Below are 19,421 nucleotides of genomic sequence, written 5' to 3' on the forward strand. Positions count from 1 at the left end.
TCCCCTCCCATTCATAACGACAAGGTCAATACCATGAATGACAAGACACGCCCGCTCGGCATCACCGATGTCGTCTTGCGCGACGCCCATCAGTCGCTGTTCGCCACGCGCATGCGCCTGGACGACATGCTGCCGATCGCCGAGAAGCTCGATCGTGTCGGCTTCTGGTCGCTGGAATCCTGGGGCGGCGCCACCTTCGACGCCTGTATCCGCTATCTCGGCGAGGATCCGTGGGAGCGGATACGGGCGTTGAAGGAGGCGATGCCCAACACCCCGCAGCAGATGCTGCTGCGCGGCCAGAACCTGCTCGGCTACCGCCACTATGGCGATGATCTCGTGGACAGGTTCGTCGAGCGGGCCAAGACCAATGGCGTCGACGTGTTCCGCGTCTTCGACGCCATGAACGATCCGCGCAACCTCGAGCGAGCTATCCAGGCCGTGCGCCAGGTCGAGGGCCACGCTCAGGGTACGCTCTCCTATACGGTGAGCCCGGTACACACCCTGGACGGCTGGGTCGAGCTCGGCAAGACCATCGCCGACATGGGCGCCGACTCCCTGGCGATCAAGGACATGGCCGGCCTGCTCAAGCCCTACGACGCCTTTGAACTGGTCAGCAAGCTCAAGAAGGTCGTGGACATCCCGATCCACATGCAGTGCCACGCGACTACCGGCCTCTCGACCGCCACGGCGCTGAAGGCCGCCGAGGCGGGCATCGACAACGTCGACACGGCGATCTCCTCCATGTCGATGACCTACGGCCACAGCCCGACCGAATCGCTGGTCGCCATGCTTCAGGGCACCGAGCGCGACACCGGCCTGGACCTGGAACTGCTCGAGGAGATCGCCGCCTACTTCCGCGAGGTGCGCAAGAAGTACGCCGCCTTCGAGGGCTCGCTCAAGGGCATCGACTCGCGCATCCTGGTCGCCCAGGTGCCGGGCGGCATGCTCACCAACATGGAAGGCCAGCTCAAGGAGCAGGGCGCCGCCGACAAGCTCGACGACGTGCTCGCCGAGATCCCGCGGGTCCGCGCGGACCTGGGCTTCATCCCGCTGGTCACCCCGACCTCGCAGATCGTCGGCACCCAGGCGGTGATGAACGTGATGATGGGCAGCCGCTACAAGTCCATCTCCAAGGAGGTGCAGGCGGTTCTCAAGGGCGAGTACGGCGCCGCGCCGGCCCCCTTCAACGAGGAGCTGCAGGCGCGCGTGCTGGACGGAGGCGAGCCGATCACCTGCCGTCCCGCCGATCGGCTCGAGCCCGAGATGGAGACCCTGACCGCCGAGCTCAAGGAGAAGGCCAAGGAGCAGGGCATCCGCCTCGCCGAGGGCGAGCGCGAGATCGACGATGTGCTGACCTATGCGCTCTATCCGCAGATCGGCCTGAAGTTCCTGCAGAACCGCGACAACCCCGACGCCTTCGAGCCGGCGCCCCAGGCCGCCGAGGCGCAGCCGGCCAATCTGCCGGCCGCCGCCGCCCAGAAGGGCGTGACCGAGGCCCCGGCGTCGGCCGGCCCCGAGACCTACACCGTCACCGTCAATGGCAAGCAGTACGTGGTTGAGGTCGCCGAGGGCGGCGAGATCGGCCAGGTGGCCGAGCAGGGCGGCGGCCAGCCGGCCGCGAGCGCCCCGGCTCCGGCCGCGCCCTCGGGTGAAAGCATCACCGCGCCGCTGGCCGGCAACATCTTCAAGGTCAACGTGCGCGAGGGCGACAGCGTCGCCGAGGGTGACGTGGTGATCATCCTCGAGGCCATGAAGATGGAGACCGAGGTACGGGCGGCGAGCGCCGGCACCGTCTCCGCCATCAAGGTCGGCGAGGGCGACAGCGTCGCCGTCGGTGACGTCCTGATCGAGCTCTGAGGACGGTTTTCATGTCGGAAAAGATATTGACCCTCTGGTACGGCTCGGGGCTCTACAACCTGACCCTGGGCCAGGCCGTGATGGTGCTGGTGGGGCTGGGGCTGCTCTACCTCGCCATCCAGAAGAAGTTCGAGCCGCTGCTGCTGGTGCCGATCGGCTTCGGCGGCATCCTGGCTAACATCCCCGAGGCGGGCCTCGCCCTGTCGGCCGCCGAGCAGGCGGCGCACATGGCGTCGCCGGCGCTGCTCGAGCAGATGGCCCAGGCCCTGCAGCTCAGCCTGGACCCGGCCGGCGGGATCGAGGCCTGGCGGCACAGCCTCGCCGAGGTGCTGCACGGCGACATCTCGCCGGCCCTGGTGCGCGCCGCCAACGACGTGGCCATGGACGGCGGCTACGCCCACGGCATGCTCTACCAGTTCTACAGCGTGGCCATCGCCTCGGGCATCGCGCCGCTGGTGATCTTCATGGGCGTGGGCGCGATGACCGACTTCGGCCCGCTGCTGGCCAATCCGCGCACCCTGTTTTTAGGCGCGGCGGCGCAGTTCGGCATCTTCGCCACCCTGCTCGGGGCGGTGGGCATGTCGGCCATGGGCTGGATGGACTTCTCGCTCAATCAGGCCGCCGCCATCGGCATCATCGGCGGCGCCGACGGCCCCACCTCGATCTACGTCTCGAGCATCCTGGCGCCGGAGCTGTTGGGTGCCATCGCCGTGGCCTCCTACTCCTACATGGCGCTGGTGCCGCTGATCCAGCCGCCGATCATGAAGGCGCTGACCAGCAAGCGGGAGCGCGAGATCACCATGACGCAGCTGCGTCCGGTCTCCAAGCTGGAGAAGATCGTCTTCCCGCTCAGCCTGCTGATCCTGGTGGTGCTCTTCCTGCCTGATGCGGCGCCGCTTCTGGGGATGTTCTGCTTCGGCAACCTGATGCGCGAGAGCGGCGTGGTGGAGCGTCTCTCCGACACCACCCAGAACGCCCTGATCAACATCGTGACGATCTTTTTGGGGCTGTCGGTGGGGTCCAAGCTGATCGCCGAGCGCTTCCTGGCGGTGGAGACGCTGGGCATCTTGGCGCTGGGCATGGTGGCCTTCGCCATCGGCACGGCCTGCGGCATCCTGATGGCCAAGCTGATGAACACCGTCAGCAAGATGCCGATCAATCCGCTGATCGGCTCCGCCGGCGTCTCGGCGGTGCCCATGGCAGCAAGGGTCTCCAACAAGGTGGGGCTCGAGTCCAATCCCCACAACTTCCTGCTGATGCACGCCATGGGGCCCAACGTGGCCGGGGTGATCGGCTCGGCGGTGGCCGCCGGGGTGATGATCAAGTACCTCGGCTGAGGTCGAGCGTCCCGCCAGCACAAACGGCGCCTTCGGGCGCCGTTTTTTATGTGATGGGCATCGGTCGATGGGGCGGGACCTTGCGTCCGGGTAGGGTCGTTTCGTCTGGGTAGGAGCGTTCAGTCGTCCTGCAGCAGGGCGAGGCGCCCGCGCAGGCGCGTCGAAAGCGCGCTCAGCTCGACGGGCGCATCGTTCGGCCAGCCCACGGTCAGCGCTACCCCTTCGGCGCCGTAGTCGGCCTGTTCGACCGGCACGTCGCGCTCGGCCAGCCAGGCGCGGGCCTCGGCCTCGCCGGCGAAGTCGACCTTCAGGCGCAGGGGTGCGCGCTCGACCACCTCGCGCCGGGGCAGCGTCTCCAGCGCCTGGGCGACGGCCCGGGAATAGGCGCGGGCCAGGCCGCCGGTGCCGAGCTTGGTGCCGCCGAAGTAGCGGGTCACCACGCTGCCCACCTGACCGAGGGCCGCGCCGTCCAGCACCTGGAACATCGGGCGCCCGGCGGTGCCGCCGGGTTCGCCGTCGTCGGAGAAGCCGATGGCGGTCTGCTCGCCGGGCGGGCCGGCGATCCAGGCCGTGCAATGGTGGCTGGCGTGGGGATGGAGCCGGCGGGCCTCGGCGAGCATCACCTCGAAGGCGGCCGTATTCGGCGCGTGGCAGATCCAGGCGATGAAGCGGCTCTTCTCCACCTCGAGCTCGCTCTCGTGCCGGTGGTCGGGCGGCAGGTCGGGTACTGCGTAGCGCATCAGGCGGCCAGTTCCGTCTGGCGCACCACGCCCATCACCAGGCCGATCACCTGGACGTCGTCGTTGCGCAGGTAGATCGGCGCCATGCGCTCGTTGGCCGGCTGCAGGCGAACGCCCGACTTCTCGATGTAGAACTTCTTCAGGGTGACCTCCTGGTCATTGATCATCACCACGGCGGTCTCGCCGTTCTCGGCGCTCTCGCGGCGTTCGATGATGATCACATCCCCGTCGAAGATATTGCAATCGACCATGGAGTCGCCGCGTACCCGCAGGGCGTAGGTGTTGCGGCGCACCATGGTCGTCGGCACGCGGATGCTGCCGGCCTCCGGACAGGCCTCGATGGGCATGCCCGCCGAGACCTGGCCCAGCATCGGGATTTCGGTCAGGGCGTCGGCCTCGATGGCCTCCCAGGCTTCGGCCAGTGGCAGGTTGGGTCGGCGCTGCAGGTACTGCGGTGTGACGTTGGGCATGCGGTCTCTCCCCGGTCGTCTAACCCTGTCGATACATACAGTGTTTTACGAGCATAGCAGCCGGTCGCAAACTGGCAAGGGAAAGCTGTCCACGCCTGGCTTGACTCAGGGCAAGTGCGACCGGCTGCCGCAACCCGCCCGGCTGGCAGCCAGGGCCCTTTCCGTGTAGAGTTCCGGGCGCAATTATCCATGCCGGGAGAGTGCCTTGAGCCTGCGTCTGCAAGCCCGAAAGCTGGCCTGTGAGCGGGACGATCGCTGGCTGTTCAGAGACCTGGACCTGGAACTCCATGCCGGCGAGATCGTGCGCGTGGAAGGCCCCAACGGCAGTGGCAAGACCACCCTGCTGAAGATCCTCTCCGGGCAGCTGGCCGACTTCGACGGCGAGCTCTACTGGAACGAGCATCCCATGCGCCGCACGCGCCAGGACTTCCTGGCCAACCTGCTTTATCTGGGTCATGCCCCGGGGGTCAAGGCGGCGCTGACGCCGCTGGAGAACCTCGCCTGGTACCAGGCCCTGGCAGGCGAGCCCGACGACGAGCCCGCGCGTTTCGCGGCGCTCTCGGCCGTGGGGCTGGTCGGCTTCGAGGACCTGCCCGCCGGGCAGCTCTCCGCCGGCCAGCAGCGCCGCGTGGCCCTGGCGCGCCTGGAGCTGATTCCGCGTCCGCTGTGGGTGCTCGACGAGCCGTTCACCGCCATCGACCGCGACGGCGTCGCGGATCTCGAGGCGCGCCTGGCCGCCCATGCCCGTCGCGGCGGCTGCGTGCTGGTCACGACCCATCACGAACTCGCCGACACGCCTGCCCTGCGGCGGATTCGGCTCGGTCAGGGGGCGCGTGATGTCGAACTCTGATCCTCATCTGGCACGGGAAGCGGACGCCGTTCGGCTGTTCCGGGAACCCGAGGGCGGCGCCGGGGTCGCAATCCGGGCAACGCTGAAACGCGACCTGGTGCTGTTGATGCGCCGACGCAGCGAGGTGTTGAACCCGCTGGTGTTCTTCGCCCTGGTGATCACCCTGTTCCCGATCGGCATTTCGCCGGACCCGGAGCTGCTGGCGACCATCGCGCCGGGCCTTCTGTGGGTGGCGGCGCTGCTCGCGGCCCTGCTGTCCCTGGATAGCCTGTTTCGCAGCGACTACGAGGACGGCTCCCTGGAGCAGCTGCTGCTCTCGCCCCAGCCGCTGCCGGCGCTGGCGCTGGCCAAGGTGGCGGTGCACTGGCTGTTGACCGGTCTGCCGCTGGCGCTGATGGCACCGATACTGGGCATCATGCTGGCGCTGCCGGCGGGCAGCTACGCGGTGCTGGCGCTGTCGCTGGCGCTGGGTAGCGCCAGCCTGAGCCTGATCGGCGCCATCGGCGCGGCGCTGACCGTGGGGCTATCCCGGGGCGGCGTGCTGCTCTCGCTGCTGGTGTTGCCACTCTATATCCCGGTGCTGATCTTCGGCGCCGGCGCCGTGCAGGCGGCCATCTTCGGCGAGGGGGTCGCGGCGCACCTGGCGATTCTCGGGGCGCTTCTGGCAGTCGCGCTGATCCTGGCCCCCTGGGCGATCGCGGCGTCACTGCGCATCAGTATCAACGGTTGAGGACGACAATCGGCATGTGGGCCTTCATACATAAGCTCGGATCCCCCAAGTGGTTCTATGGCATCAGCGCACGGCTCTCGCCCTGGTTCTGGGCGGCGGCGGCGCTGTTGATCGTCGTCGGCAGCGTCTGGGGGCTGGCCTTCGCGCCCGCCGACTACCAGCAGGGCAACAGCTTTCGCATCATCTACGTGCACGTGCCCGCGGCCTTCCTGGCGCAGTCCATCTTCGTCAGCATGGCGATCGCCGGGTTCGTCTTCATGGTCTGGAAGATCAAGGTCGCCGACATGGCCGCGGCGATGATGGCCCCGCTGGGCGCGGCCATGACCTTCGTGGCACTGTTCTCCGGCGCGGTCTGGGGCGTGCCCACCTGGGGCACCTGGTGGATGTGGGACGCGCGCCTCACCTCGATGCTGATCCTGCTGTTTCTGTACTTCGGCGTGATCGCCCTGCGCGGCGCCTTCGCAAGCCGCGACAGCGCCTCCCGCGCCGCCTCGGTGCTGGCCATGGTCGGCGTGATCAACATTCCTATCATCAAGTACTCGGTGGACTGGTGGTACACCCTGCACCAGCCCGCCACCTTCAGCGTCACCTCGCGCCCGGCCATGCCGTTGGAGATGTGGGCGCCGCTGCTGATCATGGTGCTGGGCTTCTACTGTTTCTTCATCGCGGTGACCCTGATGCGCACGCGCAGCGAGATCCTGCGTCGCGAATCGAACAAGCGCTGGGTGCGTGAGCTCGCCGGGGAGGTGAACTGATGGCCTTCGATTCCCTCTCGGCCTTCCTCGCCATGGGCGGCCACGGCGTCTACGTGTGGGCCTCCTGGGGCCTGACCGGTCTGCTGCTGGTCGGCGTGGTTCTCCACGCCCGCGCCGAGCGCCGAGCGCTGCTGCGCGACCTGCGCCGCCGGGCACGACGCGAGCAGCGCCGCGGCGCCTCGACACCGGTTTCACATCAAGAGGGCCACGCCCGTGAGAGCTAAACGCAAGCAGAAACTGTTCGTGATACTGGGGCTGGTCTCGCTGGCCGCCATCGCCGTGGGCCTGACGCTCTACGCGCTGCGCAGCAACATCAACCTCTTCTTCAGCCCGGTGCAGATCACCGCCGGCGATGCCCCGCTGGAGCGCCAGATTCGCGCCGGCGGCATGGTCCGCGAGGGCACGGTGGAGCGTGACCCGGAAAGCCTCGAGGTCGTGTTTACCGTGACCGACTATGTCGAAGACGTCGAGGTGCGCTACAGCGGCATCCTGCCCGACCTGTTCCGCGAGGGGCAGGGCGTGGTGGTGGTCGGTGAGCTCCAGCAGGGCGGCTGGCTGCGTGCCGACCAGGTGCTGGCTCGCCATGACGAGAACTACATGCCCCCCGAGGTGGCCCAGGCGCTGGAGGAGGCCGGCTATTCGCCGGAGGACTACCAGGCCAAGGCGGCCGAGGTGGGCAAACGGCTCGAGGCGCAGAACGACGGCGCCCGTGCGAACTGATCCGGAGTGTCCATGCAGACCCTGATGATCCCCGAAATCGGCCACTTCGCCCTGATCATTGCCCTGCTGATGGCCTTGGTCCAGGGCATCATGCCGCTGGCCGGCGCGGCGACCCGCCGCCCGCTGTGGATGGCCTACGGGCGGCCCATGGCCACCGGCCAGTTCCTGTTCCTGGCCATCGCCTACGCCTGCCTGACGGCCAGCTATATGCTGGATGACTTCAGTGTGGCCAACGTGGCCAACAACTCCAACTCGCTGCTGCCCTGGTACTACAAGGCCAGCGCCGTCTGGGGTAACCACGAGGGCTCGGTGCTGCTGTGGAGCCTGATCCTCGGCGCCTGGACCTTCGCGGTGAGCCGCTTCTCCCGCGAGCTGCCCCGCGACATGCTGGCCCGGGTGCTGGGCGTGATGGGCCTGGTCAGCGTCGGCTTCCTGGCCTTCGTGCTGATCACCTCCAACCCCTTCGAGCGGCTGCTGCCCAACGTGCCCCAGGATGGCGCCGACCTGAACCCGCTGCTGCAGGATTTCGGCCTGATCGTCCATCCGCCGATGCTCTACATGGGCTACGTGGGCTTCTCGGTGGTCTTCGCCTTCGCCATCGCCGCCCTGCTGGGTGGCCGCCTGGACGCCGCCTGGACTCGCTGGGCACGGCCCTGGACCAACATTGCCTGGGCGTTTCTCACCGTGGGCATCGCCCTGGGCAGCTGGTGGGCTTACTACGAGCTCGGCTGGGGAGGCTGGTGGTTCTGGGATCCGGTCGAGAACGCCTCGCTGCTGCCCTGGCTCGCCGGCACCGCGCTGATCCACTCCCTGGCGGTGACCGAGAAACGCGGCTCCTTCAAGAGTTGGACGGTGCTGCTGGCGATCTCCACCTTCTCGCTGTCGCTGATGGGCACCTTCCTGGTGCGCTCGGGGGTGCTCACCTCGGTACACGCCTTCGCCAACGACCCGTCTCGAGGGCTCTTCATCTTGGTGCTGCTGGGCATCACCGTGGGCCTGTCGCTGCTGCTGTTCGCGCTGCGCGCCCCGCGCGTCAGCCACCAGGTCGCCTTCAGCTGGCTGTCGCGTGACGCCCTGCTGCTGATCAACAACATCCTGCTGGTGATCATGACCGTCACGGTGCTGCTGGGCACGGTCTATCCGCTGCTGCTCGACGCCATGGACCTCGGCAAGATCAGCGTCGGCCCGCCCTACTTCAATGCGCTCTTCGTGCCGCTCACCGTGGTGCTGTGCCTGTTCATGGGGCTGGGGCCGCTGGCGCGCTGGAAGCGCACCGGCGGGCGGGACCTGCTCAAGCGCAGCTGGCTGGCCGGTCTGCTGGCGCTGATCATTGGCGCCCTGGCGCCGCTGCTCTACCGCGGCGAGTGGAACCTGCAGGTGAGCCTCGGCGTGCTGATCTCGCTGTGGGTCGTGCTGCCCATGGTCCGTGACCTCTGGGTCAAGACGCGCCATTCGTCCGGCCGGCTGGCCGGCGCCAAGCGCCTGTCGCTGGCCTACTGGGGCATGATCCTCGGCCACCTCGGCGTGGCGGTGACGATCATCGGCGTCACCGTGGTCTCCAACTACGCCATCGACCGCAACGTGCGCATGGGGGTGGGCGATAGCGTCGAGCTCGCCGGCTACACCTTCACCATGACCGAGCTCGGCAGCCGTCGCGGCCCCAACTTCCTGGCCGATTTCGCCGAGATCGAGGTGCGCCGCGGCGATAGCCAGCGCACCTTCGCCATGACCCCCGAGAAGCGTCTCTACCTCGCCCGGGGCATGCCGATGACCGATGTCGCGCTGCGCCCTGGATTGTTCCGCGACCTCTACGTCGCCATGGGCGAGGACCTCGAGGACGGCAGCTGGGCCATGCGTCTGCAGTACAAGCCCTTCGTGCGCTGGCTGTGGCTGGGCGGGCTCTTGATGGCGGCTGGCGGCATCCTGGCGGTGGCCGATCGCCGCTACCGGCGTACCGTAACCGCCCGCGACCCCGAGCAGGGCGTCGCGGCCGAGCCCAGGGAGGCCACGGCATGAAGCGTCGCCTGCTGCTGCTGCTGCCGCTGCTCGGTTTCCTGGTGCTCGGGGGCTTCCTCTACCAGGGCCTGGCGATGAATCCCTTCGATCGCGACTCGGCGCTGATGGCCCGGGACTTCCCGGCCTTCGAGCTGACGACCCTGGAGGACCCGGAGCGGGTGGTGGACGAATCCCTGCTCACCGGCGAGGTCACCCTGGTCAACGTCTGGGGCGAGTGGTGCCCGACCTGCAAGCAGGAGATGCCGCAACTGCTCGACCTGGCCGATCGCGGCGTGCGCCTGGTCGGCGTCGACTACAAGGACACCCGGGAGAAGGGCCGCGAGTTCCTGGCCGAGTTCGGCAACCCCTTCGAGGTCAACGTCTTCGACCCCGAGGGCAGCCTCGGCTTCGATCTCGGCGTCTACGGCGCCCCGGAGACCTTCCTGGTCGATGCCGACGGCATCATTCGCTATCACCATACCGGCTACATCAAGCCGGAAGACGTGCGCGACACGATCCTGCCGGAGGTGGAAAAATGGCGAGAGTGATCCGCGGCCTGCTGGCCGCCCTGCTTCTGTTGCCGCTGTTCGCCCAGGCGGGCGGCATCGAGGTGCGTCAGTTCGACGACCCGGTGACCGAGCAGCGCTACCAGGATCTGACGGCGAGCCTGCGCTGCCCCAAGTGCGAGAACCAGGCGATCGGCGACTCCGACTCGCCGATCGCCGGCGACATGCGTGACCGAGTCTACGTTCAGCTTCAGGATGGCCGCTCCGACAAGGAGATACTGGACTTCATGGTGAGCCGCTTCGGCGACTACGTGCTCTACAATCCGCGTCTCGAGGGCCGCACCCTGCTGCTGTGGGGGCTGCCCGCGGCGCTGGTGCTGCTCGGCGCCCTGGTGGTGGTGCTGATGGTGCGCGCGCGTCGCCGCAGCTCGGCCCGCGCCCTGAGCGCCGAGGAGCGTGATCGCCTGGATGCCCTGATCAATCGCGAGAGAACCGAATGACCCTGCTATGGATCGCCCTGGCCGTGCTGCTGCTGCCGGCCCTGTGGTTGCTGGTGGCCCCACTTCGTCGTGCCGCCGCTGTGCGCGCGGCTCAGCGTGATTTCGAGGCCAACGATCGCACCACCGAACAGAATCTTGCCATCTATCGTCGCCGGCTGGCGTCGCTTCAGGCCGCCCACGCGCGCGGCGAGATCGATGCCGCCCGCCTAGAGGAAGATCGCCTGGAGCTCGAGCGCAGCCTGCTCGAGGACACCGAGCATCTCGAGCGCGCTCCGCTGGCATCGGCCGCCTCCGGCCGGCTGGTGGTGCCGGTGGTGATGGTGGCCGTGGTGCTGGTCAGCGTCTTCTGGTATCTCCGCGAGGGCGCCGAGGGCGACCTCGCCCTCTACACCGTGCAGCAGCAGGTGATGAGCGACCCCGAGGGCTCGCTGCCGGTGCTGATCGAGCGCCTCGAGGAGCAGGCCCAGCGCCAGCCCGATAACCCCAACGTCTGGCGCTCGCTGTTCCCGCTCTATCGCGACAGCGGCCGCATCGACGCGGCCACGCGCGCCTTGGAGCGGCTGGTCGCGCTGGAGGGGCGCCAGCCCTGGCTGCTCGCCGAGCTCGCCCAGATCCGCTACTTCGCCGCCGGCCGCGAGATGACCGCCGAGGTCCAGGCGCTGGTCGACGAGGTGTTGGCCATGGAGCCCGCCCAGCCCACGGTAATCGGCATGCTCGGTATCGAGGCCTTCGAGGCCGGCGACTTTGAAGCCGCCATTGACCACTGGCGCCGCGCCATCGCCGGCATGAACAACCCGGACTCCGCCGAGGCCCTGCGCGAGGGCATCCGCGTGGCCCAGCAACGCCTGGGCGTGACTCCCGATCCGGCCAAGCCGGCGGTTGCCGAGGGGCCTGGCATCGCCGTGCGGGTCAGCCTGGCCGACGAGCTCGCCGGTCGGCTCAATGATGACGCCACCGTCTTCGTGGTGGCCCGCGACCCCGCCGGCGAGCTGCCGCCGCTGGCCGTGGCTCGGGCGCGGCTCGGCGAGTTGCCGCTTACCACGGTGCTCAATGATGCCGACGCCATGGCGCCGATGGCCAAGCTCTCCCAGGTCGAGACGGCGCGGCTGACGGTGCGCGTTTCCCAGAGCGGGGAGGCCACGCCGCAGCCCGGCGATCTGGTCGGCACCCTCGGCAGGGTCTCGGTGGGCATGATCGACGGCGATGCCGTCGAGGTGGTGATCGACCGGGTCGTCGAGTGAGTCCATGCGCCTGACATCGATCCGCCTGGCGGGCTTCAAGTCCTTCGTCGACCCGGTCACGGTGCCCTTCGATGGCAACATGACCGCCATCGTCGGCCCCAACGGCTGCGGCAAGTCCAACATCATCGATGCCGTGCGCTGGGTCATGGGCGAGTCCTCGGCCAAGACCCTGCGCGGCGAGTCGATGACCGACGTCATCTTCAACGGCTCCACCGGGCGCAAGCCGGTGGGCATGGCCTCCATCGAGCTGATCTTCGACAACCGCGACGGCGCCATGGGCGGCATCTACGCCCAGTACGCCGAGATCGCGGTCAAGCGTCAGGTCACCCGCGACTCCCAGTCCAACTACTTCTTCAACGGCCAGAAGTGCCGGCGTCGCGATATCGCCGATCTGTTCCTGGGCACCGGCCTCGGGCCGCGCTCCTACGCCATCATCGGCCAGGGCATGATCTCGCGGCTGATCGAGGCCCGCCCCGAGGAGCTGCGCGCCACCCTCGAGGAGGCCGCCGGCATCTCCAAGTACAAGGAGCGGCGACGCGAGACCGAGAACCGCATGCGCCGCACCCAGGAGAACCTGGAGCGTCTGGAGGACATCCGCGAGGAGCTCGACAAGCAGCTCGAGCGCTTGAAGCGCCAGGCCGAGGCGGCCAGGCGCTACCAGAACCTCAAGCAGGAGGAGCATCGCCTCAAGGGCGAGCTTTCGCTGCTGCGTGGCCGCGCCCTGCGCGCCAGCCAGACCGAGGAGGAGACCCGCGTCCGCGAGTTCGAGACCGCGGTGGAGCGCGAGGTGCTGGGCATGCGCCAGGCCGAGACGCGCCTCGAGGAGGCCCGCGCCGAGCACGACCGCCTGGCCGAGGAGCTGGACGGTCGGCAGTCGAGCTTCTACGAGACCACCACCGCCATCGCCCGCCTGGAGCAGGACCTGGAGCACACCCGCTCCCGCGACCAGCAGCTGGCGCGGGATCTCGAGGCCGCGCGCCGCGAGCTCGCCGAGCTGGCCCGCCTGGGTGACGACGACGGCGAACGCCTGGCGCGTCTCGAGGAGCGCCTCGAGACCCTGGGGCCCGAGCAGGAGGAGGTGGCGGAGCAGCTCGCCGAGCTTGAGGCCGCCCTGGAGGAGGCCGAACCGCTGGCAGAGGAGGCCGAGGCCGCCTGGGAGAGCTTCGGCGAGCGCTGGCAGGAGCAGAGCCGCGAGGCCGAGCGTGCCCAGGATCGCCTGCGCGACCTAGAGGGCCGGCTCGAACGCCTCTCGGCCGACGAACGCCGCCGTCGCCAGCAGCACGAGGAGCTCCCCGACATCGCCGGCCTCGGCGAGCAGCGTCGTGAGCTCGCCGAGCGCCACGCCGAGCTCGAGGGCCAGCTGGCCGAACTCGAGGCGCGTCGCGGCGAACTCCAGGTCGATCGCGACGCCGCCCGCGGCGAGGTGCGCGAGGCCGAGGAGGCCCGCGAGACCGATCGCCAGCGTCGCAGCACCCTGCAGGGCGAACTGGCCTCGCTGGAGGCCCTGATCGAGGCCGCCCTGGCCGATCACGACGAGGCTCTCGACGCGCACCTGACCGCCCACGGCCTGGGCGATCAGCCGCGCCTCGGCGAGGCGCTCGAGGTCGAGCCCGGCTGGGAGGAGGCGGTCTCCTGGGTGCTGTCGCCCTGGTTGAGTGCGCGCCTGGCGCCGCGGGACGCGTCCCGGGAAGCCATGGCGGCGCCGCCCCAGGCCGAGCTCGGCCTGCTCGAGGCCGATGAGGTGAGCGCCCCGGCGGGAAGTCTCGCCGTTCGGGTGCGCGGCGCCGGAGCGGCCGGCCAGTGGCTCGCCGGCATCCGCTGCGTCGAGAGCCGGGAGGCGGCCTGGGCCGCGCGCGAGGCGCTCGCCGCCGGCGAGAGCCTGATTACCCCCGACGGCCTCTGGCTCGGTGCGGGCTGGGTGCGTCATCGCGGTGCCGGTGCCGGGCCCGATGCCCTGCTGGTCAGCCGGCGTCGCGAGGCCGAGGTGCGCGAGTCTCTCGGCGAGGTGGAGGCGCGCCTCGGCGAGCAGGAAGAGCGTCTCGAGGCGGCCGCGGCCCGGGTCGAGCAGCGCGAGTCGGCCCTGGAGCAGACGCGCCAGGAGGAGCGCGAGCTCGAACAGCAGCGCCAGCAGCTGGCCGTGCAGGAGAGTGGGCTCGCCAGCCGACTCGAGCACCTGGAAGGGCGCGCCGCCGAGCTTGCCGAGGAACTCGAGGGGCTGGCCGAAAACCGCGAGGAGGCGATGCTGGCCCTGGAAGAGGCGCGCGAGCAGTGGCAGGCGGCCATGGCCCGGTTGGAGGAGGGCGCCGAGACCCGCGAGCGTCTCGAGCGGCAGCGCCGCGAGGCCAGGGAGCGGCTGGCCGCGCTGCGCACTCGCCAGCGTCCGCTGGCCGACCAGGCTCAGCGTCTGGCCCTCGAGCAGGAGCGGACGACCACCGAGCGTACGGGCCTGGCCGAGCAGCAGGGGCGGGCCGGCGAGGCCCGGGAGCGCCTCGAGCTGCGCTGCGCCGAGCTGGAGGAGGCCCGCGAGGGGCTCCACGAGCCTGACGAGGAGCGCCGCGAACGCCTCGACGAGCTGCTGGCCCGCCGCGAGCGCGAGGAGCGAGTGCTCAACGAGACTCGCGCCCGGGCCGCCGAGCTGGTCGAACGCCTGCGCGAGGACGAGCAGGCCCGCCAGGGGCACGAGCGCAACCTCGAGGGTGCCCGCGAACGCCTGCAGGAGTCGCGCATGCAGGTCCAGGCCCTCGCCCTCAAGGCCGAGACCCAGGACGAGCAGCTTGCCGAGCTGAACCACGATGCCGCGAACCTGGCCGAGCATCTCGATCCCAACGCCACCGAATCCGCCTGGCAGACTCGGCTGGAGGAGGTCGGCGAGCGCATCCGGCGGCTGGGCGCCATCAACCTGGCGGCCATCGAGGAGTATGACCAGCAGGCCGAGCGCCGCGACTACCTGGAGGCCCAGCACGCCGAGCTCAGCGAGGCCCTGGAGACTCTGGATCGGGCGATCCGCCGGATCGATCAGGAAACACGGTCGCGATTCCGCGACACCTTCGAGCGAGTCAACAACGGCCTGCAGGAACTTTTTCCGCGAGTGTTCGGTGGCGGAACCGCATGGCTGACGCTGACCGGCGAGGATTTGCTGGAGACCGGCGTGGCCATCATGGCGCGTCCTCCCGGCAAGAAGAACAGCACCATTCATCTGCTCTCGGGCGGCGAAAAGGCGCTCACCGCGCTGTCGATGGTCTTCGCCATCTTTCAGCTCAATCCGGCGCCCTTCTGCATGCTCGATGAAGTCGATGCGCCGCTGGATGATGCCAACGTCGGACGCTACGCCAAGCTGGTGAAGGAGATGTCTGATACCGTTCAGTTCATCTACATTACCCACAACAAGATTGCCATGGAGGCATCGGAACGGTTGATGGGGGTCACCATGCAGGAGCCGGGCGTATCGCGCCTGGTATCGGTAGGCGTGGAGGAGGCCGCGGCCCTGGCCGATGCCTGATGGACTTGAACGTCAACGGTAAACGGGTTAACAAGGATGACAATGAAGACGATAGTGCACGGACGCATGGGGAACCTGAAGGGCGATTGCGAAGGGCAAAGTCGAGTGACGGCATGACAATGCCGAACTTGACAATCAAAAGAATTGGCCCTTTTTTTGGCAGTCGCGCTATGCTGTTGTCGAACAACCATCAGGCATGGCGCCTTAGCAAAAGGCATGACGACCCATGGAATTAAGAGAGTGGCTGATCATTTTAGGGTTGGCGTTGGTGACCCTCATCGTCATCGATGGGGTGCGTCGCCTTCAGCGCCAACGCCGTGTACCGCGTCTGGATCAGGCCGAGAGCGCCACTGCTGATGCGCACGCCGAGCCCGAGGTGGACCCCGAGGCCGAGGCCCGGCGGGCCGAGATCAACTGGGAACTGCCCAACGGAGGGGCGCGGGTCATCAGGCCGGCGGACGAGGGGGGTGTGCGTCCCAAGCCCAAGCTGGAGCGCCAGGAGCATCCTGGCCCGTCACGGGTACTGTCGGAGTTCCGGCGCCATGCCGAAGACCCCACGGCTAACGCCCAGCGGCCGGCGGAGGCTGGGGAGGAGCCGCAGCGCGAGTCTTCGACCCACGATGTTCGTCATGCCGCTCATGAATCGGCTCACGAGACCGCCCAGATGAGCGCCGATGCTTCTGCGTCCCCGGGTATCGATGCCGCCGAGGACGAGCGCCGTGAGCCGGCGCTCACTAGCCTGGAGGAGTCCGAGGTGCGGGCGGCCGGTGAGGCCTCCGAGGGCATCGGCTCGCTGGCCGCCGATCCACAGGATCACGACGGCTATGCTGATGAAGAGCGCTACCGACTGGTGGATCTCGAGGGCATGGGTGACTCCCTGAAGAGCGGCTCCAAACGGGTTGGCTCCTCCATGCAGCGTTTCGGCGCCTCCCTGCAGAAGTCCCTGAACGATCGCCGCGAGCACAAGCGCGACGAAAAGCAGCGCCGGGAGCAGGCGCGCGCCGAAAAGGACGCCCGCGAGTCGGCACAGCGGCAGCAGGCCGAGCATGAGCAGGCTGCGCGCGAGGCCGAGCGGCGTCGCCTCGAGGCCGAGGCGGTCGCCCGCACCGACGATGATGATCCACTCTTCACCCCGTCGGGCAGCCGTCACCGGGAGCCCGAGGCTTCCGCCATGGATGGATACCTGGATGAGCGAGTGGAAGAGTCCGTCGATGAAGCCCTGGACGACGGATCGCCGTACGACGACGTGGTGCGTGCCCACCCGGTGCTGGAAAAGGCGCTGCGTCATGACGTCAACGCCGAGCACGCCCGCGAGACCCTGAGTCACGCCGAGGAGATCCTGGTGATCAGCGTGATGTCTCGCGATGAGGAGGGCTTCTCCGGCACGGCGCTGCTCGAGCTGATGATGGCCTGCGGCCTTCGTTACGGTCGCGACATGGGCATCTTTCACCGCTTCGAGACCGAAGACCCGGAGAGTCGCCTGCAGTTCTCGATGGTCAACGTGGTCAAGCCGGGGACCTTCCCCATCGAGGCCATGGACGACTTCCGCACCCAGGGCATCACCCTGCTGATGCCGCTGCCGGGCGCCAGCGACACCGCGGCGGCCTTCGAGGCGATGGTCGAGACCGCCATGGTCATTGTCCGTCATCTGGGCGGCGTGCTGAAGGACGAGCATCGGAGCGTAATGACCGCCCAGACCGTGGAGTTCGCGCGTCAGCGGGTTCAGGAGTTCGAGCGCCTCAACCGCCTCAACCGCTACCAGGTGAACTAGCCAGCACGCCGCTTCGCGGGCCAGTCAAACAACCCCATGAAATCATGGGGTTGTTTCGTTTGGGCAGGCGAAAAGCGGGTGTGCGAGAATAGCCATGCCTTCGTGATACCAGACCAGAGACGCCATGAGCCAAGCCGATCCCGAAGTTCTCGATGAAGTGGTGCGCTTGCGTGCCGAGCTCGACGACGCCAACTACCGCTACTACGTGCTCGACGAGCCCAGGCTGACCGACGCCGACTACGATCGCCGGCTGCGTCGCCTGCAAGTGCTGGAGGAGGCGAACCCTGAGCTGGTGACCGCCGACTCGCCGACCCAGCGGGTCGGGGCCGCGCCCGATGCGGGATTTCCCGAGGTGGCGCACGCCGTGCCGATGCTCTCCCTGGACAACGCCTTCAGCGAGGAAGAGATCAAGGCCTTCGTGCGACGCGTCGCCGACCGCCTCGAAGCCCACGGCGAACCGCTGGCCTTCTGCTGCGAGCCCAAGCTCGACGGTGCGGCCGTCTCGCTGGTCTACGAGCACGGCGAGCTGGTCGCCGGCGTCACCCGCGGCGACGGCCGCACCGGTGAGGGCATCACCTCCAACCTGCGCACCCTGCGCTCCATCCCGCTCAGGCTGCGCGGCGACGACCCGCCGGCGCTGCTCGAGGTGCGCGGCGAGGTGATCATCAGCCACGCCGGCTTCGAGGCGTTGAACGACCGGGCGCGGGAGGAGGATACCAAGGTGTTCGCCAATCCGCGCAACGCCGCCGCGGGCAGCCTGCGTCAGCTCGACCCCAGGGTCACCGCTACCCGGCCGCTGGAGTTCAGCGCCTACCAGGTGGCACGCATCGAACCGGAGCAGGGCGATGCCAGCCACAGCCAGCTGATGGCGCGGCTCGGCGACCTGGGCTTTCGTACCAGCCAGGAGCTCGCCGTGGTGGAGGGCGCCGAGGGCATCATCGACTACTGCCGCGCGCTCGGCGAGAAGCGCGACAGCCTCGGCTATGACATCGATGGGGTGGTGATCAAGGTCGATGATCTGCGCCTGCAGCGCGAGCTCGGCTTCGTCGCTCGCGCCCCGCGCTGGGCCACCTCCTTCAAGTTTCCCGCCCAGGAGGAGACCACCCGGCTCAACGACGTCGAGTTCCAGGTCGGGCGTACCGGGGCGATCACCCCGGTGGCCAGGCTCGAGCCGGTCTCGGTGGCCGGCGTCACCGTCTCCAACGCTACCCTGCACAACGCCGACGAGATCGCCAGGCTCGACGTGAGGATCGGCGATACCGTGGCGATTCGCCGGGCCGGCGACGTCATCCCCAAGGTGGTGAGGGTGCTCGAGGAGCGCCGCCCGGTGGATGCCGAAACGATCGTCTTTCCCGAGCACTGTCCGGCCTGCGGCTCCCAGATCGAGCACCTGGAGGGCGAAGTGGTGGCGCGCTGCTCCGGCGGGCTCTTTTGCCCCGCCCAGCGCAAGGAAGCGCTCAAGCACTTCGCCTCCCGTCGGGCACTGGACATCGATGGCCTGGGCGAGAAGCTGATCGAGGCGCTGGTCGAGCGTGAGTGGGTGATCACTCCAGCGGATCTCTTCCGACTGGAGGCCCAGCGCCTGGCCGAACTGCCGCGCATGGGCACCAAGTCCTCAGAGAATCTGGTGGCGGCCCTCGACAAGGCCAAGCGAACCACGCTTGCGCGCTTCATCTTCGCCCTGGGCATCCGCGAGGTGGGCGAGACCACCGCCGCCAACCTGGCCCGCCACTTCGGTAGCCTGGAGGCGCTGATGGCCGCCGACGTGGCCGCCCTGGAGTCCGTGGAGGACGTGGGGCCCATCGTCGCCGCCCACGTGCACACCTTCTTCCGGCAGCCGCACAACCGCGAGACCATCGACGACCTGCTGGCCTGCGGCCTGAGCTGGCAGGAAGAGACCATCGGCGAGCGGCCCCAGCCCCTGGCCGGGCAGAGCTGGGTGCTCACCGGCACGCTTGAGAGCATGACCCGCGACGAGGGCAAGGCCCGGCTTCAGGCACTGGGCGCCAAGGTGGCCGGCAGTGTCTCGAAGAAGACCGCCTGCGTGGTGGCCGGCGACGCCGCAGGCAGCAAGCGGGAGAAAGCCGAGCAGATGGGCGTGCCGGTCATCGACGAGGACGAGCTCCTCGGGCGGCTGGCCGAATGGGAAAAAGGAGAGTCCGACTCATGAATGGCGATCGTTTCATCGAGGTGCCCTACCGAATGCTGCCGGGGGAGACCCTGGATGGCCTGCTGGAGGCCTTCGTCACCCGTCAGGGCTATGACACCACCGACACCGGCGAGGGCATGCGCGGCTGGGTCGGCCAGCTCAAGGGCCAGCTCGACCGCGGTGAGCTGCTGATCGCCCACGACCTCGAGACCGAGTCCACCGAGGTGATGACCCTGGCCCAGTGGCGCGCCTTCGGCCGCGACCTGGCCGACGATGAGGAGGAGGGGTAGGGCGCAGGCCA

At 68.6% G+C, this 19,421-nt stretch carries 17 protein-coding genes; 15 read left to right on the forward strand and 2 right to left on the reverse strand.

Annotated elements, in window-relative coordinates:
- Positions 1-33: 33 nt before the first annotated feature.
- Positions 34-1,857: a sodium-extruding oxaloacetate decarboxylase subunit alpha gene (gene oadA, locus BM388_RS06905; RefSeq protein ID WP_089848508.1), complete on the forward strand. Its 1,824-nt coding sequence runs from the start codon at positions 34-36 to the stop codon at positions 1,855-1,857.
- An 11-nt stretch (positions 1,858-1,868) separates the two neighbouring features.
- The gene (locus BM388_RS06910) at positions 1,869-3,194 is read left to right on the forward strand and encodes a sodium ion-translocating decarboxylase subunit beta (protein ID WP_089848509.1); all 1,326 of its coding nucleotides are present in this window, start codon (positions 1,869-1,871) and stop codon (positions 3,192-3,194) included.
- Positions 3,195-3,313: 119 nt separating this feature from the next.
- Here the strand turns inward: BM388_RS06910 and BM388_RS06915 are convergent, their stop codons facing one another.
- Positions 3,314-3,934 (reverse strand): IMPACT family protein, encoded by a 621-nt coding sequence (locus tag BM388_RS06915; RefSeq protein WP_089848510.1) that lies wholly within the window; start codon positions 3,932-3,934, stop codon positions 3,314-3,316.
- Complete coding sequence (lexA, locus tag BM388_RS06920; RefSeq protein WP_089848511.1) at positions 3,934-4,404, reverse strand: transcriptional repressor LexA; 471 nt, start codon at positions 4,402-4,404, stop codon at positions 3,934-3,936. The genes BM388_RS06915 and lexA overlap by 1 nt, the downstream gene beginning before the upstream one ends.
- Positions 4,405-4,609: 205 nt before the next feature.
- On the opposite strand from lexA, the gene ccmA reads away from it, so the two are divergent.
- The 13 genes from ccmA (at position 4,610) to BM388_RS06985 (ending at position 19,410) form a co-directional block, all read left to right on the forward strand.
- Positions 4,610-5,254 carry a cytochrome c biogenesis heme-transporting ATPase CcmA gene (ccmA, locus tag BM388_RS06925; protein ID WP_089848512.1) on the forward strand — a complete coding sequence of 215 codons (645 nt, stop codon included), beginning with the start codon at positions 4,610-4,612 and terminating at the stop codon, positions 5,252-5,254.
- Complete coding sequence (gene ccmB / locus BM388_RS06930) at positions 5,241-5,984, forward strand: heme exporter protein CcmB (protein ID WP_089848513.1); 744 nt, start codon at positions 5,241-5,243, stop codon at positions 5,982-5,984. The genes ccmA and ccmB overlap by 14 nt, the downstream gene beginning before the upstream one ends.
- 14 nt (positions 5,985-5,998) lie before the next feature.
- Positions 5,999-6,739 (forward strand): heme ABC transporter permease, encoded by a 741-nt coding sequence (locus BM388_RS06935; protein WP_089848514.1) that lies wholly within the window; start codon positions 5,999-6,001, stop codon positions 6,737-6,739.
- A complete protein-coding gene (gene ccmD, locus BM388_RS06940) occupies positions 6,739-6,963 on the forward strand; it encodes a heme exporter protein CcmD (protein WP_089848515.1) in 225 nt (74 codons plus the stop codon). Before BM388_RS06935 ends, ccmD begins: the two co-directional genes overlap by 1 nt.
- The gene (gene ccmE / locus BM388_RS06945; RefSeq protein ID WP_089848516.1) at positions 6,953-7,459 is read left to right on the forward strand and encodes a cytochrome c maturation protein CcmE; all 507 of its coding nucleotides are present in this window, start codon (positions 6,953-6,955) and stop codon (positions 7,457-7,459) included. The genes ccmD and ccmE overlap by 11 nt, the downstream gene beginning before the upstream one ends.
- 24 nt (positions 7,460-7,483) lie before the next feature.
- Positions 7,484-9,475 carry a heme lyase CcmF/NrfE family subunit gene (locus BM388_RS06950; protein WP_175535054.1) on the forward strand — a complete coding sequence of 664 codons (1,992 nt, stop codon included), beginning with the start codon at positions 7,484-7,486 and terminating at the stop codon, positions 9,473-9,475.
- On the forward strand, positions 9,472-10,002 hold the full coding sequence (locus BM388_RS06955; RefSeq protein WP_089848520.1) for a DsbE family thiol:disulfide interchange protein: 531 nt from the start codon (positions 9,472-9,474) through the stop codon (positions 10,000-10,002). Before BM388_RS06950 ends, BM388_RS06955 begins: the two co-directional genes overlap by 4 nt.
- Positions 9,990-10,460, forward strand: a complete 471-nt coding sequence (locus BM388_RS06960; RefSeq protein WP_089848523.1) for a cytochrome c-type biogenesis protein — start codon at positions 9,990-9,992, stop codon at positions 10,458-10,460. The genes BM388_RS06955 and BM388_RS06960 overlap by 13 nt, the downstream gene beginning before the upstream one ends.
- Positions 10,457-11,701: a c-type cytochrome biogenesis protein CcmI gene (ccmI, locus tag BM388_RS06965; protein WP_089848525.1), complete on the forward strand. Its 1,245-nt coding sequence runs from the start codon at positions 10,457-10,459 to the stop codon at positions 11,699-11,701. The genes BM388_RS06960 and ccmI overlap by 4 nt, the downstream gene beginning before the upstream one ends.
- Before the next feature lie 4 nt (positions 11,702-11,705).
- Entirely contained in the window at positions 11,706-15,200 is a 3,495-nt protein-coding gene (gene smc, locus BM388_RS06970) for a chromosome segregation protein SMC (protein WP_089848527.1), read from the forward strand.
- Positions 15,201-15,426: 226 nt separating this feature from the next.
- On the forward strand, positions 15,427-16,971 hold the full coding sequence (zipA, locus tag BM388_RS06975) for a cell division protein ZipA (protein WP_089848529.1): 1,545 nt from the start codon (positions 15,427-15,429) through the stop codon (positions 16,969-16,971).
- A 124-nt stretch (positions 16,972-17,095) separates the two neighbouring features.
- Positions 17,096-19,141 (forward strand): NAD-dependent DNA ligase LigA, encoded by a 2,046-nt coding sequence (gene ligA, locus BM388_RS06980; RefSeq protein ID WP_089848531.1) that lies wholly within the window; start codon positions 17,096-17,098, stop codon positions 19,139-19,141.
- On the forward strand, positions 19,138-19,410 hold the full coding sequence (locus BM388_RS06985) for a YheU family protein (protein ID WP_089848533.1): 273 nt from the start codon (positions 19,138-19,140) through the stop codon (positions 19,408-19,410). The genes ligA and BM388_RS06985 overlap by 4 nt, the downstream gene beginning before the upstream one ends.
- The last annotated feature ends 11 nt before the right edge of the window (positions 19,411-19,421 follow it).

Origin of the sequence: Halomonas saccharevitans, from assembly GCF_900116405.1 — a bacterium.
GTDB lineage: Bacteria > Pseudomonadota > Gammaproteobacteria > Pseudomonadales > Halomonadaceae > Halomonas > Halomonas saccharevitans.

What these genes read in the sequence shown, in the direction of transcription:
- oadA (WP_089848508.1), top strand. Translation starts at nt 34, where the DNA reads ATGAATGACAAGACACGCCCGCTCGGCATCACCGATGTCGTCTTGCGC.
- BM388_RS06910 (WP_089848509.1), top strand. Translation starts at nt 1,869, where the DNA reads ATGTCGGAAAAGATATTGACCCTCTGGTACGGCTCGGGGCTCTACAAC.
- BM388_RS06915 (WP_089848510.1), bottom strand. Translation starts at nt 3,934, where the DNA reads ATGCGCTACGCAGTACCCGACCTGCCGCCCGACCACCGGCACGAGAGC.
- lexA (WP_089848511.1), bottom strand. Translation starts at nt 4,404, where the DNA reads ATGCCCAACGTCACACCGCAGTACCTGCAGCGCCGACCCAACCTGCCA.
- ccmB (WP_089848513.1), top strand. Translation starts at nt 5,241, where the DNA reads ATGTCGAACTCTGATCCTCATCTGGCACGGGAAGCGGACGCCGTTCGG.
- BM388_RS06935 (WP_089848514.1), top strand. Translation starts at nt 5,999, where the DNA reads ATGTGGGCCTTCATACATAAGCTCGGATCCCCCAAGTGGTTCTATGGC.
- ccmD (WP_089848515.1), top strand. Translation starts at nt 6,739, where the DNA reads ATGGCCTTCGATTCCCTCTCGGCCTTCCTCGCCATGGGCGGCCACGGC.
- BM388_RS06950 (WP_175535054.1), top strand. Translation starts at nt 7,484, where the DNA reads ATGATCCCCGAAATCGGCCACTTCGCCCTGATCATTGCCCTGCTGATG.
- BM388_RS06955 (WP_089848520.1), top strand. Translation starts at nt 9,472, where the DNA reads ATGAAGCGTCGCCTGCTGCTGCTGCTGCCGCTGCTCGGTTTCCTGGTG.
- BM388_RS06960 (WP_089848523.1), top strand. Translation starts at nt 9,990, where the DNA reads ATGGCGAGAGTGATCCGCGGCCTGCTGGCCGCCCTGCTTCTGTTGCCG.
- ccmI (WP_089848525.1), top strand. Translation starts at nt 10,457, where the DNA reads ATGACCCTGCTATGGATCGCCCTGGCCGTGCTGCTGCTGCCGGCCCTG.
- smc (WP_089848527.1), top strand. Translation starts at nt 11,706, where the DNA reads ATGCGCCTGACATCGATCCGCCTGGCGGGCTTCAAGTCCTTCGTCGAC.
- zipA (WP_089848529.1), top strand. Translation starts at nt 15,427, where the DNA reads ATGGAATTAAGAGAGTGGCTGATCATTTTAGGGTTGGCGTTGGTGACC.
- ligA (WP_089848531.1), top strand. Translation starts at nt 17,096, where the DNA reads ATGAGCCAAGCCGATCCCGAAGTTCTCGATGAAGTGGTGCGCTTGCGT.
- BM388_RS06985 (WP_089848533.1), top strand. Translation starts at nt 19,138, where the DNA reads ATGAATGGCGATCGTTTCATCGAGGTGCCCTACCGAATGCTGCCGGGG.